This window comes from Euzebyales bacterium (genome assembly GCA_036374135.1).
In the GTDB taxonomy this organism is placed as follows: domain Bacteria; phylum Actinomycetota; class Nitriliruptoria; order Euzebyales; family JAHELV01; genus JAHELV01.
The window spans coordinates 26,634-43,751 of record DASUUK010000076.1; the positions used below are offsets into that span (position 1 = coordinate 26,634).

18 protein-coding genes are annotated in these 17,118 nt (G+C 70.1%); 11 read left to right on the forward strand and 7 right to left on the reverse strand.

Features of this window, described 5'->3' with window-relative positions:
• Positions 1–63 precede the first annotated feature (63 nt).
• Positions 64–480, forward strand: coding sequence for a VOC family protein (locus VFZ70_13995; GenBank protein ID HEX6256913.1), 417 nt, complete (start codon positions 64–66; stop codon positions 478–480).
• A gap of 124 nt (positions 481–604) precedes the next feature.
• On the opposite strand, the gene VFZ70_14000 is transcribed toward VFZ70_13995, so the two are convergent.
• From VFZ70_14000 to VFZ70_14010, 3 genes are all read right to left on the reverse strand, one after another.
• Positions 605–1,018 carry a hypothetical protein gene (locus VFZ70_14000; GenBank protein ID HEX6256914.1) on the reverse strand — a complete coding sequence of 138 codons (414 nt, stop codon included), beginning with the start codon at positions 1,016–1,018 and terminating at the stop codon, positions 605–607.
• A gap of 303 nt (positions 1,019–1,321) precedes the next feature.
• The gene (locus VFZ70_14005) at positions 1,322–1,429 is read right to left on the reverse strand and encodes a DUF4062 domain-containing protein (GenBank protein ID HEX6256915.1); all 108 of its coding nucleotides are present in this window, start codon (positions 1,427–1,429) and stop codon (positions 1,322–1,324) included.
• 157 nt (positions 1,430–1,586) lie between these two features.
• Positions 1,587–2,666, reverse strand: a complete 1,080-nt coding sequence (locus VFZ70_14010; GenBank protein ID HEX6256916.1) for a TIR domain-containing protein — start codon at positions 2,664–2,666, stop codon at positions 1,587–1,589.
• A gap of 238 nt (positions 2,667–2,904) precedes the next feature.
• Between VFZ70_14010 and VFZ70_14015 the strand changes: the two genes are divergently transcribed.
• From VFZ70_14015 to VFZ70_14025, 3 genes are all read left to right on the forward strand, one after another.
• Positions 2,905–3,138 carry a type II toxin-antitoxin system Phd/YefM family antitoxin gene (locus tag VFZ70_14015; protein HEX6256917.1) on the forward strand — a complete coding sequence of 78 codons (234 nt, stop codon included), beginning with the start codon at positions 2,905–2,907 and terminating at the stop codon, positions 3,136–3,138.
• Positions 3,135–3,542 carry a type II toxin-antitoxin system VapC family toxin gene (locus VFZ70_14020; protein HEX6256918.1) on the forward strand — a complete coding sequence of 136 codons (408 nt, stop codon included), beginning with the start codon at positions 3,135–3,137 and terminating at the stop codon, positions 3,540–3,542. The genes VFZ70_14015 and VFZ70_14020 overlap by 4 nt, the downstream gene beginning before the upstream one ends.
• Positions 3,543–4,021: 479 nt before the next feature.
• On the forward strand, positions 4,022–5,050 hold the full coding sequence (locus VFZ70_14025) for a hypothetical protein (GenBank protein ID HEX6256919.1): 1,029 nt from the start codon (positions 4,022–4,024) through the stop codon (positions 5,048–5,050).
• Between the two features lie 145 nt (positions 5,051–5,195).
• Here the strand turns inward: VFZ70_14025 and VFZ70_14030 are convergent, their stop codons facing one another.
• The 3 genes from VFZ70_14030 to VFZ70_14040 all read right to left on the reverse strand — a co-directional run bounded on the left by VFZ70_14030 (position 5,196) and on the right by VFZ70_14040 (position 10,009).
• Complete coding sequence (locus VFZ70_14030) at positions 5,196–6,317, reverse strand: VIT1/CCC1 transporter family protein (GenBank protein ID HEX6256920.1); 1,122 nt, start codon at positions 6,315–6,317, stop codon at positions 5,196–5,198.
• A gap of 483 nt (positions 6,318–6,800) precedes the next feature.
• A complete protein-coding gene (locus VFZ70_14035; protein ID HEX6256921.1) occupies positions 6,801–7,196 on the reverse strand; it encodes a VOC family protein in 396 nt (131 codons plus the stop codon).
• 779 nt (positions 7,197–7,975) lie between these two features.
• On the reverse strand, positions 7,976–10,009 hold the full coding sequence (locus VFZ70_14040; protein HEX6256922.1) for a hypothetical protein: 2,034 nt from the start codon (positions 10,007–10,009) through the stop codon (positions 7,976–7,978).
• A gap of 147 nt (positions 10,010–10,156) precedes the next feature.
• Here VFZ70_14040 and VFZ70_14045 point away from each other — a divergent pair, with 147 nt between their 5' ends.
• The 5 genes from VFZ70_14045 to VFZ70_14065 all read left to right on the forward strand — a co-directional run bounded on the left by VFZ70_14045 (position 10,157) and on the right by VFZ70_14065 (position 15,504).
• Positions 10,157–11,032, forward strand: coding sequence for a LacI family DNA-binding transcriptional regulator (locus VFZ70_14045; protein ID HEX6256923.1), 876 nt, complete (start codon positions 10,157–10,159; stop codon positions 11,030–11,032).
• A 132-nt stretch (positions 11,033–11,164) separates the two neighbouring features.
• Positions 11,165–12,508 (forward strand): extracellular solute-binding protein, encoded by a 1,344-nt coding sequence (locus VFZ70_14050; GenBank protein ID HEX6256924.1) that lies wholly within the window; start codon positions 11,165–11,167, stop codon positions 12,506–12,508.
• Between the two features lie 4 nt (positions 12,509–12,512).
• Positions 12,513–13,442 (forward strand): sugar ABC transporter permease, encoded by a 930-nt coding sequence (locus tag VFZ70_14055; GenBank protein ID HEX6256925.1) that lies wholly within the window; start codon positions 12,513–12,515, stop codon positions 13,440–13,442.
• Positions 13,442–14,449, forward strand: coding sequence for a carbohydrate ABC transporter permease (locus VFZ70_14060; GenBank protein ID HEX6256926.1), 1,008 nt, complete (start codon positions 13,442–13,444; stop codon positions 14,447–14,449). The genes VFZ70_14055 and VFZ70_14060 overlap by 1 nt, the downstream gene beginning before the upstream one ends.
• A 2-nt stretch (positions 14,450–14,451) precedes the next feature.
• Positions 14,452–15,504, forward strand: coding sequence for a hypothetical protein (locus VFZ70_14065; protein HEX6256927.1), 1,053 nt, complete (start codon positions 14,452–14,454; stop codon positions 15,502–15,504).
• 19 nt (positions 15,505–15,523) lie between these two features.
• On the opposite strand, the gene VFZ70_14070 is transcribed toward VFZ70_14065, so the two are convergent.
• Positions 15,524–16,114, reverse strand: a complete 591-nt coding sequence (locus VFZ70_14070; GenBank protein HEX6256928.1) for a hypothetical protein — start codon at positions 16,112–16,114, stop codon at positions 15,524–15,526.
• A 439-nt stretch (positions 16,115–16,553) separates the two neighbouring features.
• Between VFZ70_14070 and VFZ70_14075 the strand changes: the two genes are divergently transcribed.
• Positions 16,554–16,724, forward strand: coding sequence for a hypothetical protein (locus tag VFZ70_14075; GenBank protein ID HEX6256929.1), 171 nt, complete (start codon positions 16,554–16,556; stop codon positions 16,722–16,724).
• A 154-nt stretch (positions 16,725–16,878) separates the two neighbouring features.
• Positions 16,879–17,118: metalloregulator ArsR/SmtB family transcription factor (locus VFZ70_14080; protein ID HEX6256930.1), on the forward strand; the 240-nt coding region annotated here is incomplete at its 3' end.

The window sequence follows — 17,118 nt, forward strand, 5'->3', positions numbered from 1 at the left end:
GATGATCTGTGCGATCGTGTGTCGTCGATCACTGTGCATACGCGCACACATCCGGAGGATCCCATGGCCAGCCGACTGAATCCGTACCTGACCTTCCGCGGCGATGCCCGCGAGGCGATGGAGTTCTACCAATCCGTCTTCGGCGGTGAGCTGACGATGAACACGTTCAAGGAGTTCGGGATGTCCTCGGACCCGAGCGATGACGACAAGATCATGCACGCCCAGCTCGAGGCTGAGAACGACATGACGCTGATGGGCGCCGACTCGCCGGCCGGCATGGAGCTTCAGCCGGGCAGCACGATCAGCATCTCGCTGAGCGGCGACGACGACGCGCTGCTCGCCGGCTACTTCGAGCAGCTGGGGGAGGGAGGGACCGTTCGCGAGCCGCTCGTGCAGGCGCCCTGGGGCGACAAGTTCGGCATGCTCACCGACAGGTTCGGGATCGACTGGCTCGTGAACATCAGCGGCCAGGGGGCGTAGCCGCCGCCACCGCGGATCTCACTCGGATATCACGGCCGGGGTAGGCGGGTCACCATGCCGCGCCACTCCAGTCACATCACGCCAACCAGCGGCCGCGGTGTGCGGGTTGCGGGTGATCTCCGGCTCACAGGATCGGCGTGCGCGGAAGTCCGGACCGTACCCAGTCACGGGCGAGTTCGAGTGCGAACGCGTCGCGGTCGACGACGTGGAGGTCATAGGCGATCACGTCGCCGGTGGCGTCGGTCCGTTGTCGTTCAACCGGTACGTCGGGCAGCAGCGAGTCGACGATCTGCTGCACCTGGCTCATGGTGAGCCCGCCCTCGTCGATCCGGATGCAGCGGTCGATCCAGCGGTCTTCGAGCCAGGCTCTCAGGAGCGGCACACGGACACCGACCTTGAGAGCCTGCTCGCCCCCCGCGTTCGCCCACTGCGGACTGCTGACGACCTCGTACCAGATGTCGATCTGCCGATCGATCTCCGCATCGACATCCTGCGACGCGCGCTTCTTGGCCAACGCGCGTCCGAACGCAGAGAGCACGTCGTGCGCCTCCGACCAGGCCGTCGACCACAGCGGCTGGCGTCGACATCCCGGCGAACCGCCCACCACCGTCCCGGAACACGAGGCGCCTCATGGCTGGCCAGATCTTCCGGCGTCTTGAACACGCCGGCGAGGTACTCGCCGCCGATGTCGACGCGGAACCGCTGGATGGCGTCGCCCGGCCTCTCGGCTGGGGACTCGTCGTGGCCGAAGGCGTCCATCTGCGAGGGTGGCCACGGTGCCTCGGGATCGAGCAGAAAGGCGAGCACCGGCTTGGCCGGGGGCTCGATCGCGGCCTCGAACTCACTGCTCCATGCCGATGACGTCATGGCCCAGGCGGCGCAAGGCTGTGTCGACCGTTGCACGATGGTGGGCGAGATCGCGGAGCGTCGATGACAGATACACCTTCATCGCCTGCCTCCTCGCCCAGCCACGGCTGGTTGCGCGTGCTGCAGTGAATCACGAAAGTCCCTCTGCCGTCGTCCGCCGACGTGGGAGCAGGGCGCAATGCGCCCGATTCGGATGCGTCAGGGTTGGCGCGGTCGCCGTCGACGACGGGCGTGGGAGCTCAGATGCCTTTCTTCAGGCCCGCTCGCCTCAACGCCTGCCCGACACCGACGACGACGATGGACGCGGCGAACACGCCCCAGCCGATGAACGGCGGAGGGATCCCACCACCACCTATCGACGGGTCGTTCACCTCGGCGAACCCCAGGTAGGCGAACAGGGCGAATCCCACGATGCATCCGATGGCCCCGATCGCGCTGATGACCGAGCCGATGGCGATGAGAACCTTGCCCGGTCTGCCCTCTCGACCGGCTCGGGCGGCGAGCAACAGTGCATCGTCGAGGCCTGCCAGCTGCCGGTTCCGGCGTGCGGCGTCGCGGCGTTCAGTGAGCGGCAGTTGCTGGACGCCGCTGAGGATCATTCTCAACTCGTCCGGATACGGGGCATCGTCTACGACCACGGGTATGACCTTCAGCCCGAGACGGTCCGCTGCCTGGACCTCGCGGATGACCCACCGACTGCGCATGGAGTGGAAGCTGACGACGAGCAGCACGATCCAGGCCGCTTCGAGGGCGCGCATGAGTTCGCCGTGCCACTCCTTGCCCCCGGCGATGCCTGCCTCGTCGATCCACACGTTCCACCCGCGGCGGCGGAGGTGGTCGGCGATCATGCGCGCCGCGGTCTTGTCCTCGGAACTGTGGCTGACGAAGATCGGGACCTGTGACAGCGGTACGGTTCGTGCCGTGGCGACAGGGGCATCACGCGGCGCGGCGGGCAGGTCGTCCGCTCCCATCTGATCACGTGTGGCGGACAGTCCGCTTCGGGTGGAGGCAGCGGGCACTTCGACGACCGCTTCGACGGGCCCGAACCGGATCACGTCGCCGTCCGACAGATCGACCCAGTCGGTTGCCGGTCGGTCGTTGACGTGCGTGCCGTTCTGCGACCCGAGGTCGCGGACGCTCACGCGATCTCCGTCCCAGTGGAGCTCGGCGTGACGCCGGCTGACGTACTCGGAGGCGATCGCCACCCCCGCGGCGGGGTCGCGCCCCACGATCGAGCGTCCGACCGGCAGGCGGTGGGTCGCGCGTGCCTCAGGGGGAGATTCGACCCGGATCACGGCTGGGTCACGATTGGTGGTCATCGCGCCATCGCTCCATCCAGCGCGGTGTGGGCGGCGTGGGACCTTGACGGCATCGTGTCAGGTGCTGGATACCACACCCCGCCGCTGTCGGCGTGTCATCGAGGTGATACAGCGACACCGCTCCCTCGCCTCACCTCGGCAGCGTGCGACGCGATCGCGCCGCGGCCCTCGCCTCACGGCAGTGTCCAGACGGCGGCTGGCGCGCCGCTGACTGGCCCGGGTGAGTGGACTAAGTCGTATGACTACGTCTGTTGGGGTTCACGAGGCCAAGACGCACCTCAGTCAGCTGCTGCGCCGCGTTGCCGCAGGTGAGGAGATCACGATCACTCGCCGGGGCCGTGATGTCGCGCGCCTCGTTCCTCCCGTCCGTCGGGCACGCCGCCGGCTCGGGTTCGACCGCGGACGGTTCGTCGTGCCAGACGACTTCGATGCGCCGCTGCCCGACGAGCTGCTGGAGGCCTTCGAACGGTGAGACTCCTGCTCGACACCCACGTGCTCCTGTGGGCGGCGGTGGACCCGGAGCGGCTTGGAGAGGTGGCCGGCGTGCTCGAGGACGCCGACAATGAGGTGCTTGTCTCGGCCGCCAGTTCGTGGGAGATCGCGATCAAGTACGGACTCGACAGGTTGCCGTTGCCCGAGCCGCCCGAGCGCTACGTCCCACACGTGTTCCGCGAGCTCGATGTCACGCCGCTGGGCATCGAGCATTCCCATGCGCTGGCGGTCGCCGCGCTGCCGCCTCACCATCGAGATCCGTTCGACCGCATGCTCGTTGCGCAGGCACAGCAGCTGCGAATCCCGATCGTGACGACGGATGAGATGCTCGACGACTACGACGTTGATGTCCTGCTCGTGGGACGAGCCCAGGCCCTCGACTGATGCATGGTCGACGCGGCTGCGGCGCTGCCCTACCGTGCGACCAGCGCGGTTGGGACGTCGCCGTCGAACGGTGAGGCCCTCGACCACCCACGCACGTGACCCGTCGTCGAAGTAGGGCATGTGCCGGCCGCCGTGGGGGAAGCCGTCGGTGCAGTCCTCGTCAGCTGCCCCGGGTGCCTGCACGACCCCGTCCAGGCTCATCCACTCGGACACGACTACTCGGCGCATGGGGCACTCCTTCGCGGTCGTCGGACGTTCCGTCACCGGCGCTGCCGCCTCCTTGTTCGTTCTTGTCGCTGGGATGCTCACCGTAGTACGTGGCTGCGGTCGACCACCAGGTTGGCAAGGCCTGTGGCCTCTCCGGCGGTCAGTGCTGTGACGGGACGTTCGCTGCAGACCCGGGGGACCAACGCCGTCCCTGCCCCGGGGTCGAAACGTCAACGATGGTGGGCACCGGAGCGTGGCGCGGAGGTGTGGGAATGATGCGCGCGTCAAAGGTCGACGTCAACGTCGTGACAGTGCCGGCCACCCCCCAGGCGGTGCCGCACGGTGGCCGGTCGAGCGGCCGTCCGTTGCCGATCGGGTACTCGGTCGTGCTGGCGGTCGTGCTGGTCGGCGCGACCGCGTTCGGGCTGCTGTCCGACACGCCGTACCGGGCGGCACCCGGGGTCCGTCCGACGCTGCCGGATGTGCTGCGTGGCCAGGATCTGCTGACGTTGATGACGGTGCCGCTGCTTGTCTGGGCGGGCGTGCGGGCGCGGGCTGGGTCACTGCGCGCGCATCTGCTGTGGGCGGGTCTGCTGCTGTACTACGCCTACTCGTACGTCATGTACGCGTTCGCGCCGTTCACCGACGCGTTCCTGCTGTATGTCGCCGTGATGGGGATGGCATCCTTCGGGCTGCTCGACGGCGTGCTGCGGCTGCGCATGGACGTGGTGTCGGCCGCGTTCGCGCAGGCGCCACGGCGTTCGCTGGGGGTGTTCCTCATCGCGGTGGCCGTGCTGTTCGCCGGCATGTGGCTGGCGATGATCGCGCCGGCCATCCCCGGCGGTCTTCCCGCGGGGCGGCAGACCTATGACATCGCCAGCGCCGTCCACATCCTCGATCTCGCGTTCGTGCTGCCGTTGCTGCTGACCGCCGGGATCATGCTGTGGCGCGGCCACGTCGCCGGCTCGGCGCTGGCGGGCGTCCTGCTGTGCCTCAAAGTGACCCTGGCGCTGGCACTGCTGAGCATGAACCTCGCCTTCGTGCCGCGACCCAACCCCGGCGAGACCGCCCTGTGGGTCACGATCGCCGTCATCGCCGCCGGCTGGCTGGCCGTCGGCGCCCGCCGCATGCGGCCGTCGGACGCTCCGTGGCTACGTCCCAGCATATGGTGCACGGACGCGGAGCTGCCGGCCCTCGACAATGACGCGGACGCCGCCGGCGGCGCGAGCGGTCCCACGGCGGCGACGCACCCCTCGGAGCCCTCAGCCGCGACCGGCGCCACACGCGGACGTCAGCCGTGACACGATCGTCACCGGACCGCCGACGCGGTTGCGGGGCGTCCCCAGCGTGGCGGGCGGTGCGCCGTGCCCACCGCTCCTGTCGTGGTGACTGCATCGGGGCGGGACAATGGAGCGATCGCATGATGGCCCGGGGCCGGATCGACGGTCAGTCGAGTGTGACGCCCACGAGCGCGCCGATCAGATAGGTCACCACGGCCGCACCGCCGCCGATGAGCACCATGCGCAGGCTGGACCGCCATGCCGGCCGGCCAGTGAAGACCGACAGGATCGCGCCGACGCCGGCCAGTGCCAGCGCCGACATCAGGGCGGAGGCGACGACGGCTCCGGTCCCGACCACAGCGAACAGGAACGGCACCAGAGGGACCAGCGCGCCGAGAGCGAACGCGACGAATGACGACACGGCGGCTGCCCATGGTGACCCGAGATCGCCGGGGTTCAGGCCGAGCTCCTCACGTGCGAGCGTGTCCAGCGCCACATCGGGATCGGTCATAATCTGCTTGGCCACCGCCGCGGCGAGCTTGGCGGGCATGCCCTTGCCCCGGTAGATCAGCTCGAGCTCGTGGCACTCGTCATCGGGGAACTGTTCCAGTTCCCAGCGCTCGACCGACAGCTCGCGCTCGTACAGCTCGCGCTGAGACCGGACACTGACCCACTCGCCCGCCGCCATCGAGCCCGCGCCGGCGACGAGGCCGGCGACCCCGGCGAGCACGATGACCGCGGGATCGGTCGTGCCGCCGGCCACGCCCATGATCAAGGCCAGATTCGACACCAGGCCGTCGTTGACGCCGAACACGGCGGCACGCAGGGCTCCACCGGCAGTGATCCGGTGTCGTGCGTCGGCCAGCGCCAGCCCCTCGCCGACGTTGTCGTGCGACGCGAGGGCCAGGGCGCGACCGTGGCCGGCCTCTTCCTCGGCCATGCGGTCCGGCGCGTACGGGTTGGCGCGGTAGCGGTCACGAGCGGCCGCCTCACCACGGATCACGGCGGGAAGCGCATGATCGACTCCGAAACGACGCGCCCGCCACACCAGCAGCCGGTGACGCCAGGGCATCGGCGCCGGTTCCGGCGTCCGACCCTCCGCCCGCAGCAGCCCGTCCCAGTGATCGGCGTGGCGCTCCTCGGTCGCCGCGAGCTCCTCGAGCAGTGCGGCGTGCTCCGCGCTCAGACCCGCGAGCTCGCGATACAGCGCCGCACTCGCACGTTCGTCGCGGTACAGAGCCGCGAACTGCGCAAGATCGTCCTCCGAGAACCCCGTCGACCTGGCCACCGGCGCATCCTTTCCGCACGGCCACTCCGCCGAGGTCAGGGTGCCGCGGTTCGCAACCCGGTTGCAGGGACCTCCGGCCCCGCTCGTGAGGAACAAGCGCCCCGGCGGCTGCCGCGGTCGCGCATCCGCCGATCGCGCCGCGGCGAGCGCTGCCCGGGTCTCGCTGTGTCGCGCGGCGTACAGCCAGAACTCCAGCGTCAGGATCCCGAACGCGCGCCTGCGGTCATCTGCTGTGACGATTCGGCCCGGGCCCGCGTCGCAGTTCGGCGTCGGATGTGGTCGTCGCCAGCCGCTCCATCTATGGGAGTTGGTGATCGAGGTGGCCGCAGCGTCGAGCACGCCGGGTGACGGGTCACTGCACGACGCCACGGGCGGGATACCGCGTGAAGGGTTGGTCGGCGACCTGGTCGTTCGAGGGCATGAGGCCGCCTGGTCTTCCCGGCGCCGCTGGCGGCGACGAGCGCAACCTGTCGGAGCGTGGCGCTAGGTGTCGTCCGGGGCCGTCATCCACTGCACGAGCTGGATTACGACGCCGTTGGGGTCGGTGACCTGGAAGAAGCGCTCGCCCCACGGTTCGGTGTCGATGGGCGTGGTGATGGCGACGCCTTCGGTCACGATCCGCGCGTACTCAGCATCGATGTCGTCGACGACGAACACGACCAGCAGTCCGTCGGCGTTCCGACCCGCGAGCGCCGCTGGTCTGAATGTCGGCAGACCGGTGCGCAGATAGATCACGTTGAACCCTGCGTCCGGACGACTCAGCGACACGAACCCGTCGTCGCCCATGTCGCGCGTGAACCCGAAGTGGTCGACGAGGAATGACGCCGATGCCTCGACGTCGGCCACGTTGAGCGAGATGGCGGATGCGGTGATGTGCACATGCCCTCCGATCATGAGCGCCGGTCGCAACCTCGTACGGTGTATCAAGATGCTGGTGGTAGCGCACCGTGGTCCGTAGCCAGGTGCAGGGCCGAAGGTCAGCGATGACTCCCCGACAGTCCCCGGGTCGGCACAGGAGGGTGCGAAAGTCCCATTCGCTGTCGTGCATGCACCGGACGGACTCGCCCGGCGGCCAGGCCCCTTGCGATGACGTGTTGCGCTCACCCGTTGCATCCGACGGGATACGCCAAGTCAAGTCTCGGCGGTCGCTGCCGGCGCCTTGCCCAGCGCTGGGAGGATCGCGGCGACTACCTCAGCCGCGAAGGCTCGCGGTGACGGCGCGATCGGACTCGCGAAGATCATTCTTCCAGGACTCACGCATCGGTGTGGCCTGCAAGTCCGCGATGATTACGGCTTCGACCGTCACTCGAGCACGGCCTCGCCCGCGGCGCTCGCGGCGCTCGCGACCGCCAGCCTCCGCTGGGCCTCCACCGCGGCGAGCACCGCGGCAGCGGCCGTGGGGAACACCGCGAGACACGCGTCACCCTCCAACGGTGCCGCGCGACCATCTCGGGGTAGCGGGCTCCCACGCGTGCCAGCACGCGCGTGCTCCCCTCGATGTCCGTGAGGAGGAAGGTCACGCTCCCCCGGGGACCGGGTGGTCATTCGCGGATGCTACCCGACGTGCGGGGCGGTGCCGTCCCCGGCCCCGCCCCGCGAGGTGGCGGATCTCACCCGCCACCAGCGGTGGGCTCGTGCACCCACCGCGCAATGGGCCGTCAGCCGGACGACACGGTGGTGAAACCGCCCGGCGCGACGCGGGCCCTCACGGCGCCGTCCTCGCCGGTGGTGACGTTGACGAGGCGGCCCTGATCGTCGTAGGACCGTGCGTGCACGTCACCCACGTCGCCGAGGTGCAGCTCCTGCCACCGGGTGCGCCGGTCGAAGCTGCGGAGCAGCCCCTGCGCCTCCCCCTCGCCGGCGAGCAGCAGCCACTCGATGTTCGGCTGCACGAGCGTGGCGTCCACGCGCACCGCGTCTCCACCGCCCGACCGGCGCGCCTCGACGGGCACCTCTCCGGGCCCGACGGGTCGCACCACGTCCGTGCTGCCCACCTCGAGATAGCCCGGCTCCGGCGTCACCCCCTGCGGCCCCGCCCCACCGGCGCGTTCGGCCCCGGCCATGCGGCCGTCGAGCAGGTGGCGGGTGACGCCTGCGGCCGCGCGCTCCCGCCAGAACACCGGCATGACGTGGTAGGCGTCCGCGGTCGGCAGGTCGACCGGCACTGACACGTGCCCGCCGTGGCCCAGCTCGACGTAGGCGCCACCGGTGAAGAGGCTCTCGCCGGTCCAGGCGGGATCGGCGGTCACGACGGTCGCATCGTCGCGGACGGTGCCGTCCTCGGCCTCGACGAGCTGCCACGTCACCTGGGCGATGCGCGAGGCGACGTGCGCGCGCTCGGCCAGCTCCGGCCGGGCGTCGAGGGCCAGCATCGACAGCAACCCGTGGATGGTGGACTCGGCGCCGGAGTTGCGGTTCACGACGCCGTCGGGGTTGATGCCGTCGAACGTGCGCCCGCTCCCGGGGTCGTACATCTGCTCACCCGCGGGGTTGTTGCCGAAGTACCAGGCGGCGGCCATCGCAGCGACCTCCGTGAACGCGTCGCGGCCCGTCGCGTCCTGGGCGCCGAGCAGATTCTGCAGCGTCGCGTCGGCGCCGTAGGCGATCTGGGTGCGGTCCGCCGGCGCGGGCAGCCAGCCGTTCTCAGGGCCGTTCTGCACGAGGAGATGGGGCGTGAAGCTCCCGGTCTCGTCGACGGCGGCCTGGATCCAGTCGGGCTCGCCCATCAGGGTGCCCGCCCGCGCGAGCGCGCCGGCCATCTGGTCGCCCCAGGCGTGCCAGACCGTCCGGGACTGCGCCCACGGCAGGAGCGCCCGGAACGGCCAGGTCCGCACGTCGCCGTCGCCCATGAGCGCGATGCCCTCGGCGAGCTTGCGCAGCGCCGCCTCGGCACGCTCGTCGCCGGTGGCCTCGACATAGGCGGCAAGGCCATAGACGGCCTCCGACGACGCGTCGGCGCCGTCGGCGATGAGCCAGGCCGGCCACGCGAGCCCGTCGACCTGCTGCAGCCGCGGGTAGTCCGGTTCGAGGACCTGTCGCTCCACCGCCGCGATGGCCAACTGCAGCCGCTCCTCGAGGAAGGCGGCGAACACCGGGTCGTCGCCCGCAAAGGCCGCGTAGCCCTCACCGAGCGCCCAGATCGTGCGCGCCAGCCAGTACGACGGCCCTGAGTCGCTGGGGTTCGGCAGCTCCACCGGTTCGGCACTGGGGTTCAGCGTGCCGTCGGGCTGCATCCACAGCACGACGTTGCCGCGGTGCTCGCCCTCGACGGTCTGCAGGTACGTGAGGCCGCGGAGCAGCCCGTACGCGTGCTCACGGCTGGAGGCGTCCCCGAACTGCTGCCAGTGGCGCAGGAACACCACGGCGGCGCGGCTGATGTCGTCGGCGTTGTAGGCCCCCTGTCCGTACGTGTCGGTGGCGGGGTCGTAGGTGCCACCACCGATCCGGACGTACCCGTCCTCCCCCGGCTCGGCGTAGGTCCAGAGCATCCCGATGGAGGGATCCTCATCGAGCTGGTACGTCGTGTGCCCGGCCTGCTCTGGCGGCGTGACCTCCGTGGTGAGGAATTCGAGGTGATCGAGGTTCGTGAGCCTGCCGTTGGCCGCCGCGGCACCGGTCGGTGCGGCGAGCAGGCTCATGGCGAGCACCATCAGCGCGACGAGGGAGCGGACGCGGACCGGTGGTGGGGACATGGCGGCTCCCGGCTTCGATGGCGTTGACACCTTCCTACTTGGGCGCTTAAGTTCGATCAAGGACCCTTCTCGGATTTTGCGAGGAAGCCGCATGGCCAGCGCGAAGAGGCGCTCCGTCACCTTGGCGGACGTCGCACCGCCGCGGGGATTTCGTCCTCGGCCGCCTCCTACGCCATGAACGGCCGTCCCGGGGTGTCCGAGGCCACTCGCGAGCGGGTCCGCCGCGCTGCCGAGCAGCTGGGGTGGCAGCCGCACGCCGGCGGCCGTGCCCTCGCCCGCGCCAGGGCTTCGCGGTCGGACTCGTCCACGCGATCCCTGCGCGACTCCTCGCCGCCGATCCCTTCTTCGCGAGCTTCCTCGCCGGGCTCGGGAGGCGCTGGCGAACGCGGCTCGAGCCTGCTGCTCCGTGTCATCGCCGAGGGGACCGACGAGGCGCAGGTGTACCGCACGCTCGCGGGCAGTGGCATGGTGGACGGCTTCGTCCTCACCGACGTGCGTCGGCGCGATCCACGGCCCGGCTGGGCCGAGGAGCTCGGCGTGCCCGTGGTCGTGCTCGGGCGGCCCGGCCGCGCCCGTGCGTGCGGCTGGATCTGGATTGACGACAACGGCGGCGTCGGGGCGGCGGTCGACCACCTCGTCGCGCTCGGACACCGGCGCATCGCGCACGTCTCGGGGCCGGAGCTGTACCTCCACGCCAGGGCGCGGGCTCTGGCCTGGCGCCGGGCGCTGCGACGCCACGGGCTGCCGGACGACCGGTGCGCGATCGCGGACCTCACCGCCGAGGGGGGAGCGGCCGCCACGAAGCAGCTCCTCGACGGCGCGCCGCTGCCGACGGCCATCGTCCACGCGAACGATCTCATGGCGATGGCGGGCATGGGGGTGCTCGCCGAGGCCGGCCTGCGGGTGCCGCAGGGACGTGTCCGTCGTCGGCTTCGAGGACGCCCCGCTCGCCGGCTTCCTCCGCCCGCTGCTCACCTCGGTATGCGCCGACGTCCACGAGTGGGCGCGGACGGCCGGCAATGAGGTTCTCGACCGCATCGAGGGCGGGCCGCCCCGCGAGCTCGAGCTCCGCACCGCCCGACTCGTCGTCCGCGGCTCGACCGCCGCGCCTCCGTCCGCAGCGCCGAACCGGAATCCCGAAGGCTAGGAGCCGCCATGTCCCGTCGCTTCCATCGCCGCGTCCCGACCGTCCTGGTCTCCGTGCTGCTGTTGCTGCTCGCGGCGTGCGGCGGTGGTGAGGGCGAGAGCGGAGAGGACACCGCCGGTGGCGCGAGCCCCGAGGCGACCGGCGGCGACGGTGGTGGCGAAGCCGCTGGCGGCGTGGGGCCGATCGACATCTGGTACTCGAACAATCCCGAGGAGATCGAATGGGGCGAGGCCGTCGTCGAGGCGTGGAACAGCGAGAACTCCGACCAGCAGGTGACGGCGCAGGAGATCCCCGCCGGTGAGTCGTCGGAGGAGGTCATCCGGGCGGCGATCACCGCCGGCAACGCCCCGTGCCTGATCTACAACACCGCTCCCGCCGCCGTTCCGTCGTTCAACCGCGCCGGCGGGCTCGTGGCACTCGACCAGTTCGACGGGGCGCGCGAGCTCATCGAGGAGCGGCTCGGCGACGTCGCCTCCCAGTACCAGTCCGAGGATGGGCAGTTCCATCAGTTCCCGTGGAAGGCCAACCCCGTCATGATCCTCTACAACAAGGATCTTTTCGAGGAGGCCGGCCTGGACCCCGAGAACCCGCCGCTGTCGACCCACGACGAGTTCCTCGAGACGTCCCGTACGCTCGTGGAGCAGGGCGTCGCCGAGGCGGCGATCTACCCGGCGCCGACGTCGCAGTTCTTCCAGTCCTGGTTCGATTTCTACCCGTGGTTCGCGGCGGAGACCGGCGGCCAGCAACTCGTCGAGGACGGCGAACCGCAGTTCAACAGCGAGGCCGGCCTCGCCGTCGCCAACACGTGGAAGACCCTCTATGACGAGGGGTTGGCGCCCCGCGAGGAGTACCAGGGCGACGCCTTCGCCGACGGCGTCTCGGCGATGAGCTCCGCCGGTCCCTGGGCCGTCGCCATCTACGGCGACGTCAACTGGGGCGTCGTGCCACCGCCCACCTCACAGGGCACGGGTTCGGAGGAGGTCTACACCTTCTCCGACGGGAAGTCGGTGGGGCTGTACACCGCCTGCGAGAACCAGCAGACCGCCTGGGACTTCCTCGCCTTCTCCATGAGTGAGGAGAACGACCAGGCGCTGCTGGAGACGACCGGTCAGATGCCGATGCGCCAGGACCTGCTCGACGCCTTCCCGGACTTCTTCGAGCAGAACGCGCAGTACGAGATCTTCGCCCAGCAGGTCGACCGCGTGGTCGAGGTGCCGTACCTGCCGAGCTCCATCGAGATGTGGCAGACGTTCCGCGACGCCTGGAGTTCCTCCGTGATCTTCGGCGAGCAGGAGGTCGAGCCGGCCATGGAAGACGCGGCGAACGCCGTCGCGGACCTGGTCCAGGGGTAAGGCCGTGGCCGCCGCCACTGACGCGGGGCCGGAGGGCCAGTACCGCACACCGCTGCGCCAGCGGCTCTTCGGCGTCCACCCGATCGGGTACGCCTTCGCAGGCCCGTACCTCATCTTCTGGCTCGCCCTGTTCGCATTCCCGATCGGGTTCGCGGTGTACATGTCGTTCTTCGATTGGTTCTTCGCGGCGCCCGGCGCCGAGGTCGACCGACCGTTCGTGGGTCTGGACAACTACACCGAGGTGCTCGGCGACCCGAGCGTGCGGCGGGCGGCCCTGAACGCCCTCATCTTCATCGTCATCAACGTGCCGCTCACCGTCGTGCTGGCGATGGTGCTCGCCTACGCCCTCAACCAGGCGCTGCCGCTGCGCACGTTCTTCCGCGCCAGCTACTACGTGCCCTACGTCACCGCCAGCGTGGCGATGATCGCCGTGTGGCTCTGGCTGTTCTCGGGCGGCGGTCTGATCAACCAATTGCTGGGTCCCCTGTCGCCGGACCCATCCTGGCTCGTCAACAGCTTCTGGGCGATGCCGGTCATCGCGCTCTTCGCCACGTGGAAGCAGCTCGGCTTCTACGTGCTCCTGTACCTGGCCGCCATGCAGAACGTCTCCGACGAGCTGTACGACGCCGCGAAGGTCGACGGGGCCGGGGTGGTCCGGCGGTTCTGGACGGTGACGGTTCCCGGCGTGCGCTCCGCCACGACACTGGTGGTGGTCCTCGCGATCATCATCGGCGCGAACTTCTTCACCGAGCCGTACCTGCTCACCGGCGGCGGCGGGCCGAACGGCGCGTCGGTGTCCCCCGTACTCATCATGTACCAGGAGGGCATCGAGCAGGGCAACGCGGGCTACGGCGCCGCGATCGGCGTCCTGCTCGCCGCCGTCGTGATGATCATCTCCGCCATCAACCAGTTCGTCCTCGAGGAGCGTGAGTGATGGCCACCAACACCGATCCCCCGACCGACGGTCCGACCACGACCGACCACCGCACCACGACCGATCGGACCGGGCGCGGGGACGACGTCGACGCGCCGGCTGTACGGGCACCCGATCAGGGCACGGCTCGGGAAGCGGCCGCAGAGGGCCGCGAGGTCCAGACCCTCGTCCGCCGCCGCACACGTGCCCGGATGGCCGGATTCGTCCTCCTAAGCCTCGGGGCGATCCTCTTCCTCTTCCCGTTCTGGTACATGGTCGTGGGCTCCCTGCAAACGGAGCCGGATCCGACCGTGGGCGGCGCGTTCCCCGATCCCGCGAACATCACCCTGGCCAACTACGCCGACATCAACAGCCGACTCGATCTCCTGCGCACCCTGTTCAATTCGGGCGTCTTCACCGGTGGGGTCATCGTGTTCACCCTCGTGCTGGGGCTGCTCGCCGGCTACGCCCTTGCGGTGCTCGACTTCCGGGGAAAGGGCTTGGTGTTCAGCGTCGTGCTGCTGAGCCTGATCGTGCCGTTCCAGTTGCTCATGATCCCGCTGTACGTCATGATCGTGCGCACCTACGGGTTGGCGGACAGCTACCTCGGCATGATCCTGCCGTTCGCCGTCAACGCCACCGCGGTGTTCATCTTCCGGCAGTTCTTCCGCTCGATCCCGCGCGACCTGTTCGATGCGGCCCGGATCGACGGCGCGAGCGAACTGCAGATCCTGCTGCGACTGGCGATTCCGATCGCCCGTCCGGCGATCCTCACGGCCATCATCGTGACGTTCATCGGACCGTGGAACGAGTTCCTCTGGCCGTTCCTGATTACCAAGCAGCAGACCATGCAGCCGCTCGCGGTGGCGCTGGCCAACTACATCACCACGATCGCGGGCAGGGCGGCCAACCCCTTCGGCGCGATCCTCGCAGGCGCGACGGTGCTCGCCATCCCCGCGGTCGTGCTGTTCCTGGCGTTCCAGCGGTACTTCCTCCAGTCCGACATCGGCGCGGGCATCAAAGGCTGACGGTGACGACCTACCGCCTAGAGCGCCGCGGCATCGTGATGGTGCCGGACAAGGAGGACAGCCGGGAGGCTTGGGGCGTGCTGAACCCGGCGGTAGTGCGCGGCCGCGACGGCGACCGCTACCTCCTCCCGCGGCTGGTCGCGGAGAACAACCTGTCATGCATCGGTCTGTGCCGGATCCTCGCCGACGACCACGGGGACCCCTGCGGGGTGGAGCGCCTCGGCGTCGTTCTGGAGCCGCAGCTGCTCTGGGAGCGCAACGCCGTCACCGCGGGCGTCGAGGATCCGCGCGTCACGTTCGTCGAGGCGCTCGACACCTACGTCATGACGTACGCGGCGTACGGGCCGTTCGGGGCGCGGATCGGCCTGGCCGTGTCGGACGATCTGCGGCACTGGCGGCGTCTCGGTCCCGTCACCTTCGACTACGAACCGGAGCTCGGTGCCGATCTCAACCTGTACCCGAACAAGGACGCCGTCTGGTTCCCCGAGCCGGTTCCCGGCCCGGACGGTGCGCCCGCCTTCGCCATGCTGCACCGGCCGAGCTGGAACCTCGAGGAGGTCGCGATGCTCGGCTACGACGCCGTGCCACCCGGGCTCGCCGACCGCCGGCCGGCGATCTGGGTGTCCTACGTGCCCGTCGATGCGGTCGGAGACGACCTGCGGGGGCTGACGCGTCAGCTCGGTCATCGCTGTGTCGCCTACGCCGAGCAGCCCTGGGAGGAGCTGAAGATTGGGGGCGGGACGCCGCCGATCCGCACTGAGCACGGGTGGCTGTCCGTCTTCCACGGCGTGTCGGGGCGCTATCTCTTGGGGGTGGCGCTGCAGCCGTGCGTGCACTACGCGGCCGGGGTTATGGTCCACGATCCGCAGGACGTCGCCCGGCTGCGGTACCGCTCCGCGCGGCCGCTGCTGCAGCCGGAACTCGACGAGGAGCGCGTCGGCACCGTGCCCAACGTGGTCTTCCCGACGGGCATCGACGTCCGCGACGACCACGCCGCGGACGTCTACTACGGCATGGCGGACAGCCGCATCGGGTGGGCCCGGCTCACCTGGTGACGCCCGCCGCGGCGAGCGGTCAGGAACGACGTTCGGCCAGCGTCAGCAGCGTGCCCAGGACGAGTCCGAGCGTGGCGTGCCCAACGACCACGCGGAGATGGCTCTCGACGCGGTACGCCGTCAGCGACGACAGCGAGGTCCCCTCGTCCACGACGAGGAAGCCGGCCGCGCGCACGATGAGCCCCGCTCGCAGCGGGGCCACGCCGCGGCGGTCGAGGAAGCTCGCGAGCACGCCGTACGTGGTGCCGAACGTGCGGTGGGCCGCGAGTCCGATCCGCCTGGCGGCGGCGTCGTCGATCTGCCGGCCGGTCGCCTGGGCCACCTGATGACCGAACTGGGTGAGCCTGCCCCCTGGGGCCAGCTCCTTCTCCTTGTGCTGCGACGCGGCGCTCTGTCGCCGGAGGAACCCGCTCGTGACCGCGTCCATCGTCCGGCTGGCGGCATAGCCGGCGAGGGCGCCGACCACCGGGTTGCTGCCGACCATCGCCCAGCGGTCGGCGACCTTGCCGTTGCGGAAGCGGTAGATCTCCACCGCCTCGTACTCGGTCGAGCGCCCCTCCGTGTGGAGCGAGGCGCGACCGAAGCACACGCCCACGTCGTCGGCGAGCACGTCGTGGAGCGCGAGTCGAAGGTCACCTTGTCGGCGACGGACGTCATCCGCTCGAGGACGGTCTCGCGTCCGCGCAGCGGCTCCACCTCCCCGACCTGGTGCCACACGACGTCTTCGGCGAGTAGCTCCGAGAGCGACTGCGGGCCTTCGTCGCGCATCCGCTGCATGGCGTCTCGCATCATCTTCGCGTTTGGGTGATCGGCCTTCATGGTCACGATGGTCACGCCCCTCGTCCGCCCACCCGATACCGGCAGCCACATCATCCGCTCGTCACCCGACGCGGGCACGCACCAATCGGATCCGCCGGCCCGACCGTCCGCCGGGTGGGGATCGGCGGTCCCGTCACGTCGCATACGATCCACGCCACGGCTCCCACGGCTGCCCACGATGCCCGCACCGACGTCGGCCGGGCGGGGTCACGCTCCCAGCGGTCGCCTACGTGCTGTTCTTCCTGGCCGGCGCTGCGATGTTCGCCACGCTGACGGCGTCCTACCACCGCCGCCATCAGCTGCGCTGGACCGCCGTCGCCGCCGGCTTCATCTGGCCCCCCGTGCTGCTGGGCGGGCTGCTCGTGGCCGTGCCCGCACTGCTCGGGACGATCAGCCCATAGTCCACTTGCAGCGGTCGGGCGACCGCGCATGGACACGGGCTCGTCCGCGCCCGGCCGCCATCACCTGGCACCGACTGCCCGAAACCCCCGCGACTGCCGTCTCGGGTCCGATACCACCTGCGGGATCATCGCTGAAGGACGATAGCATCGGTCCATGGCGATCAGTGTAGATGGCGGTGAGCTTCCGCTGGTGGCGAGCCGGTCGGAGCTGTCGGCGGCGGTGGCGTTGTTCCGCAGCCTGGCGGACCCGACCCGGCTGGCGCTGGTGCGGCGGCTCGCCGCCGGCGAGCGGCGGGTGACCGATCTGGTGGGCGAGCTGGGCCTGGCGCAGTCGACGGTGTCGGCGCATCTGGCGTGCCTGCGGGACTGCGGGCTGGTCGACTTCCGCGCGCAG

Excerpts from the sequence above, each read along its gene's own strand:
- VFZ70_13995 (HEX6256913.1), top strand. The coding sequence starts at position 64 with ATGGCCAGCCGACTGAATCCGTACCTGACCTTCCGCGGCGATGCCCGC.
- VFZ70_14005 (HEX6256915.1), bottom strand. The coding sequence starts at position 1,429 with ATGAAGGTGTATCTGTCATCGACGCTCCGCGATCTCGCCCACCATCGT.
- VFZ70_14010 (HEX6256916.1), bottom strand. The coding sequence starts at position 2,666 with ATGACCACCAATCGTGACCCAGCCGTGATCCGGGTCGAATCTCCCCCT.
- VFZ70_14015 (HEX6256917.1), top strand. The coding sequence starts at position 2,905 with ATGACTACGTCTGTTGGGGTTCACGAGGCCAAGACGCACCTCAGTCAG.
- VFZ70_14025 (HEX6256919.1), top strand. The coding sequence starts at position 4,022 with ATGATGCGCGCGTCAAAGGTCGACGTCAACGTCGTGACAGTGCCGGCC.
- VFZ70_14040 (HEX6256922.1), bottom strand. The coding sequence starts at position 10,009 with ATGTCCCCACCACCGGTCCGCGTCCGCTCCCTCGTCGCGCTGATGGTG.
- VFZ70_14050 (HEX6256924.1), top strand. The coding sequence starts at position 11,165 with ATGTCCCGTCGCTTCCATCGCCGCGTCCCGACCGTCCTGGTCTCCGTG.
- VFZ70_14060 (HEX6256926.1), top strand. The coding sequence starts at position 13,442 with ATGGCCACCAACACCGATCCCCCGACCGACGGTCCGACCACGACCGAC.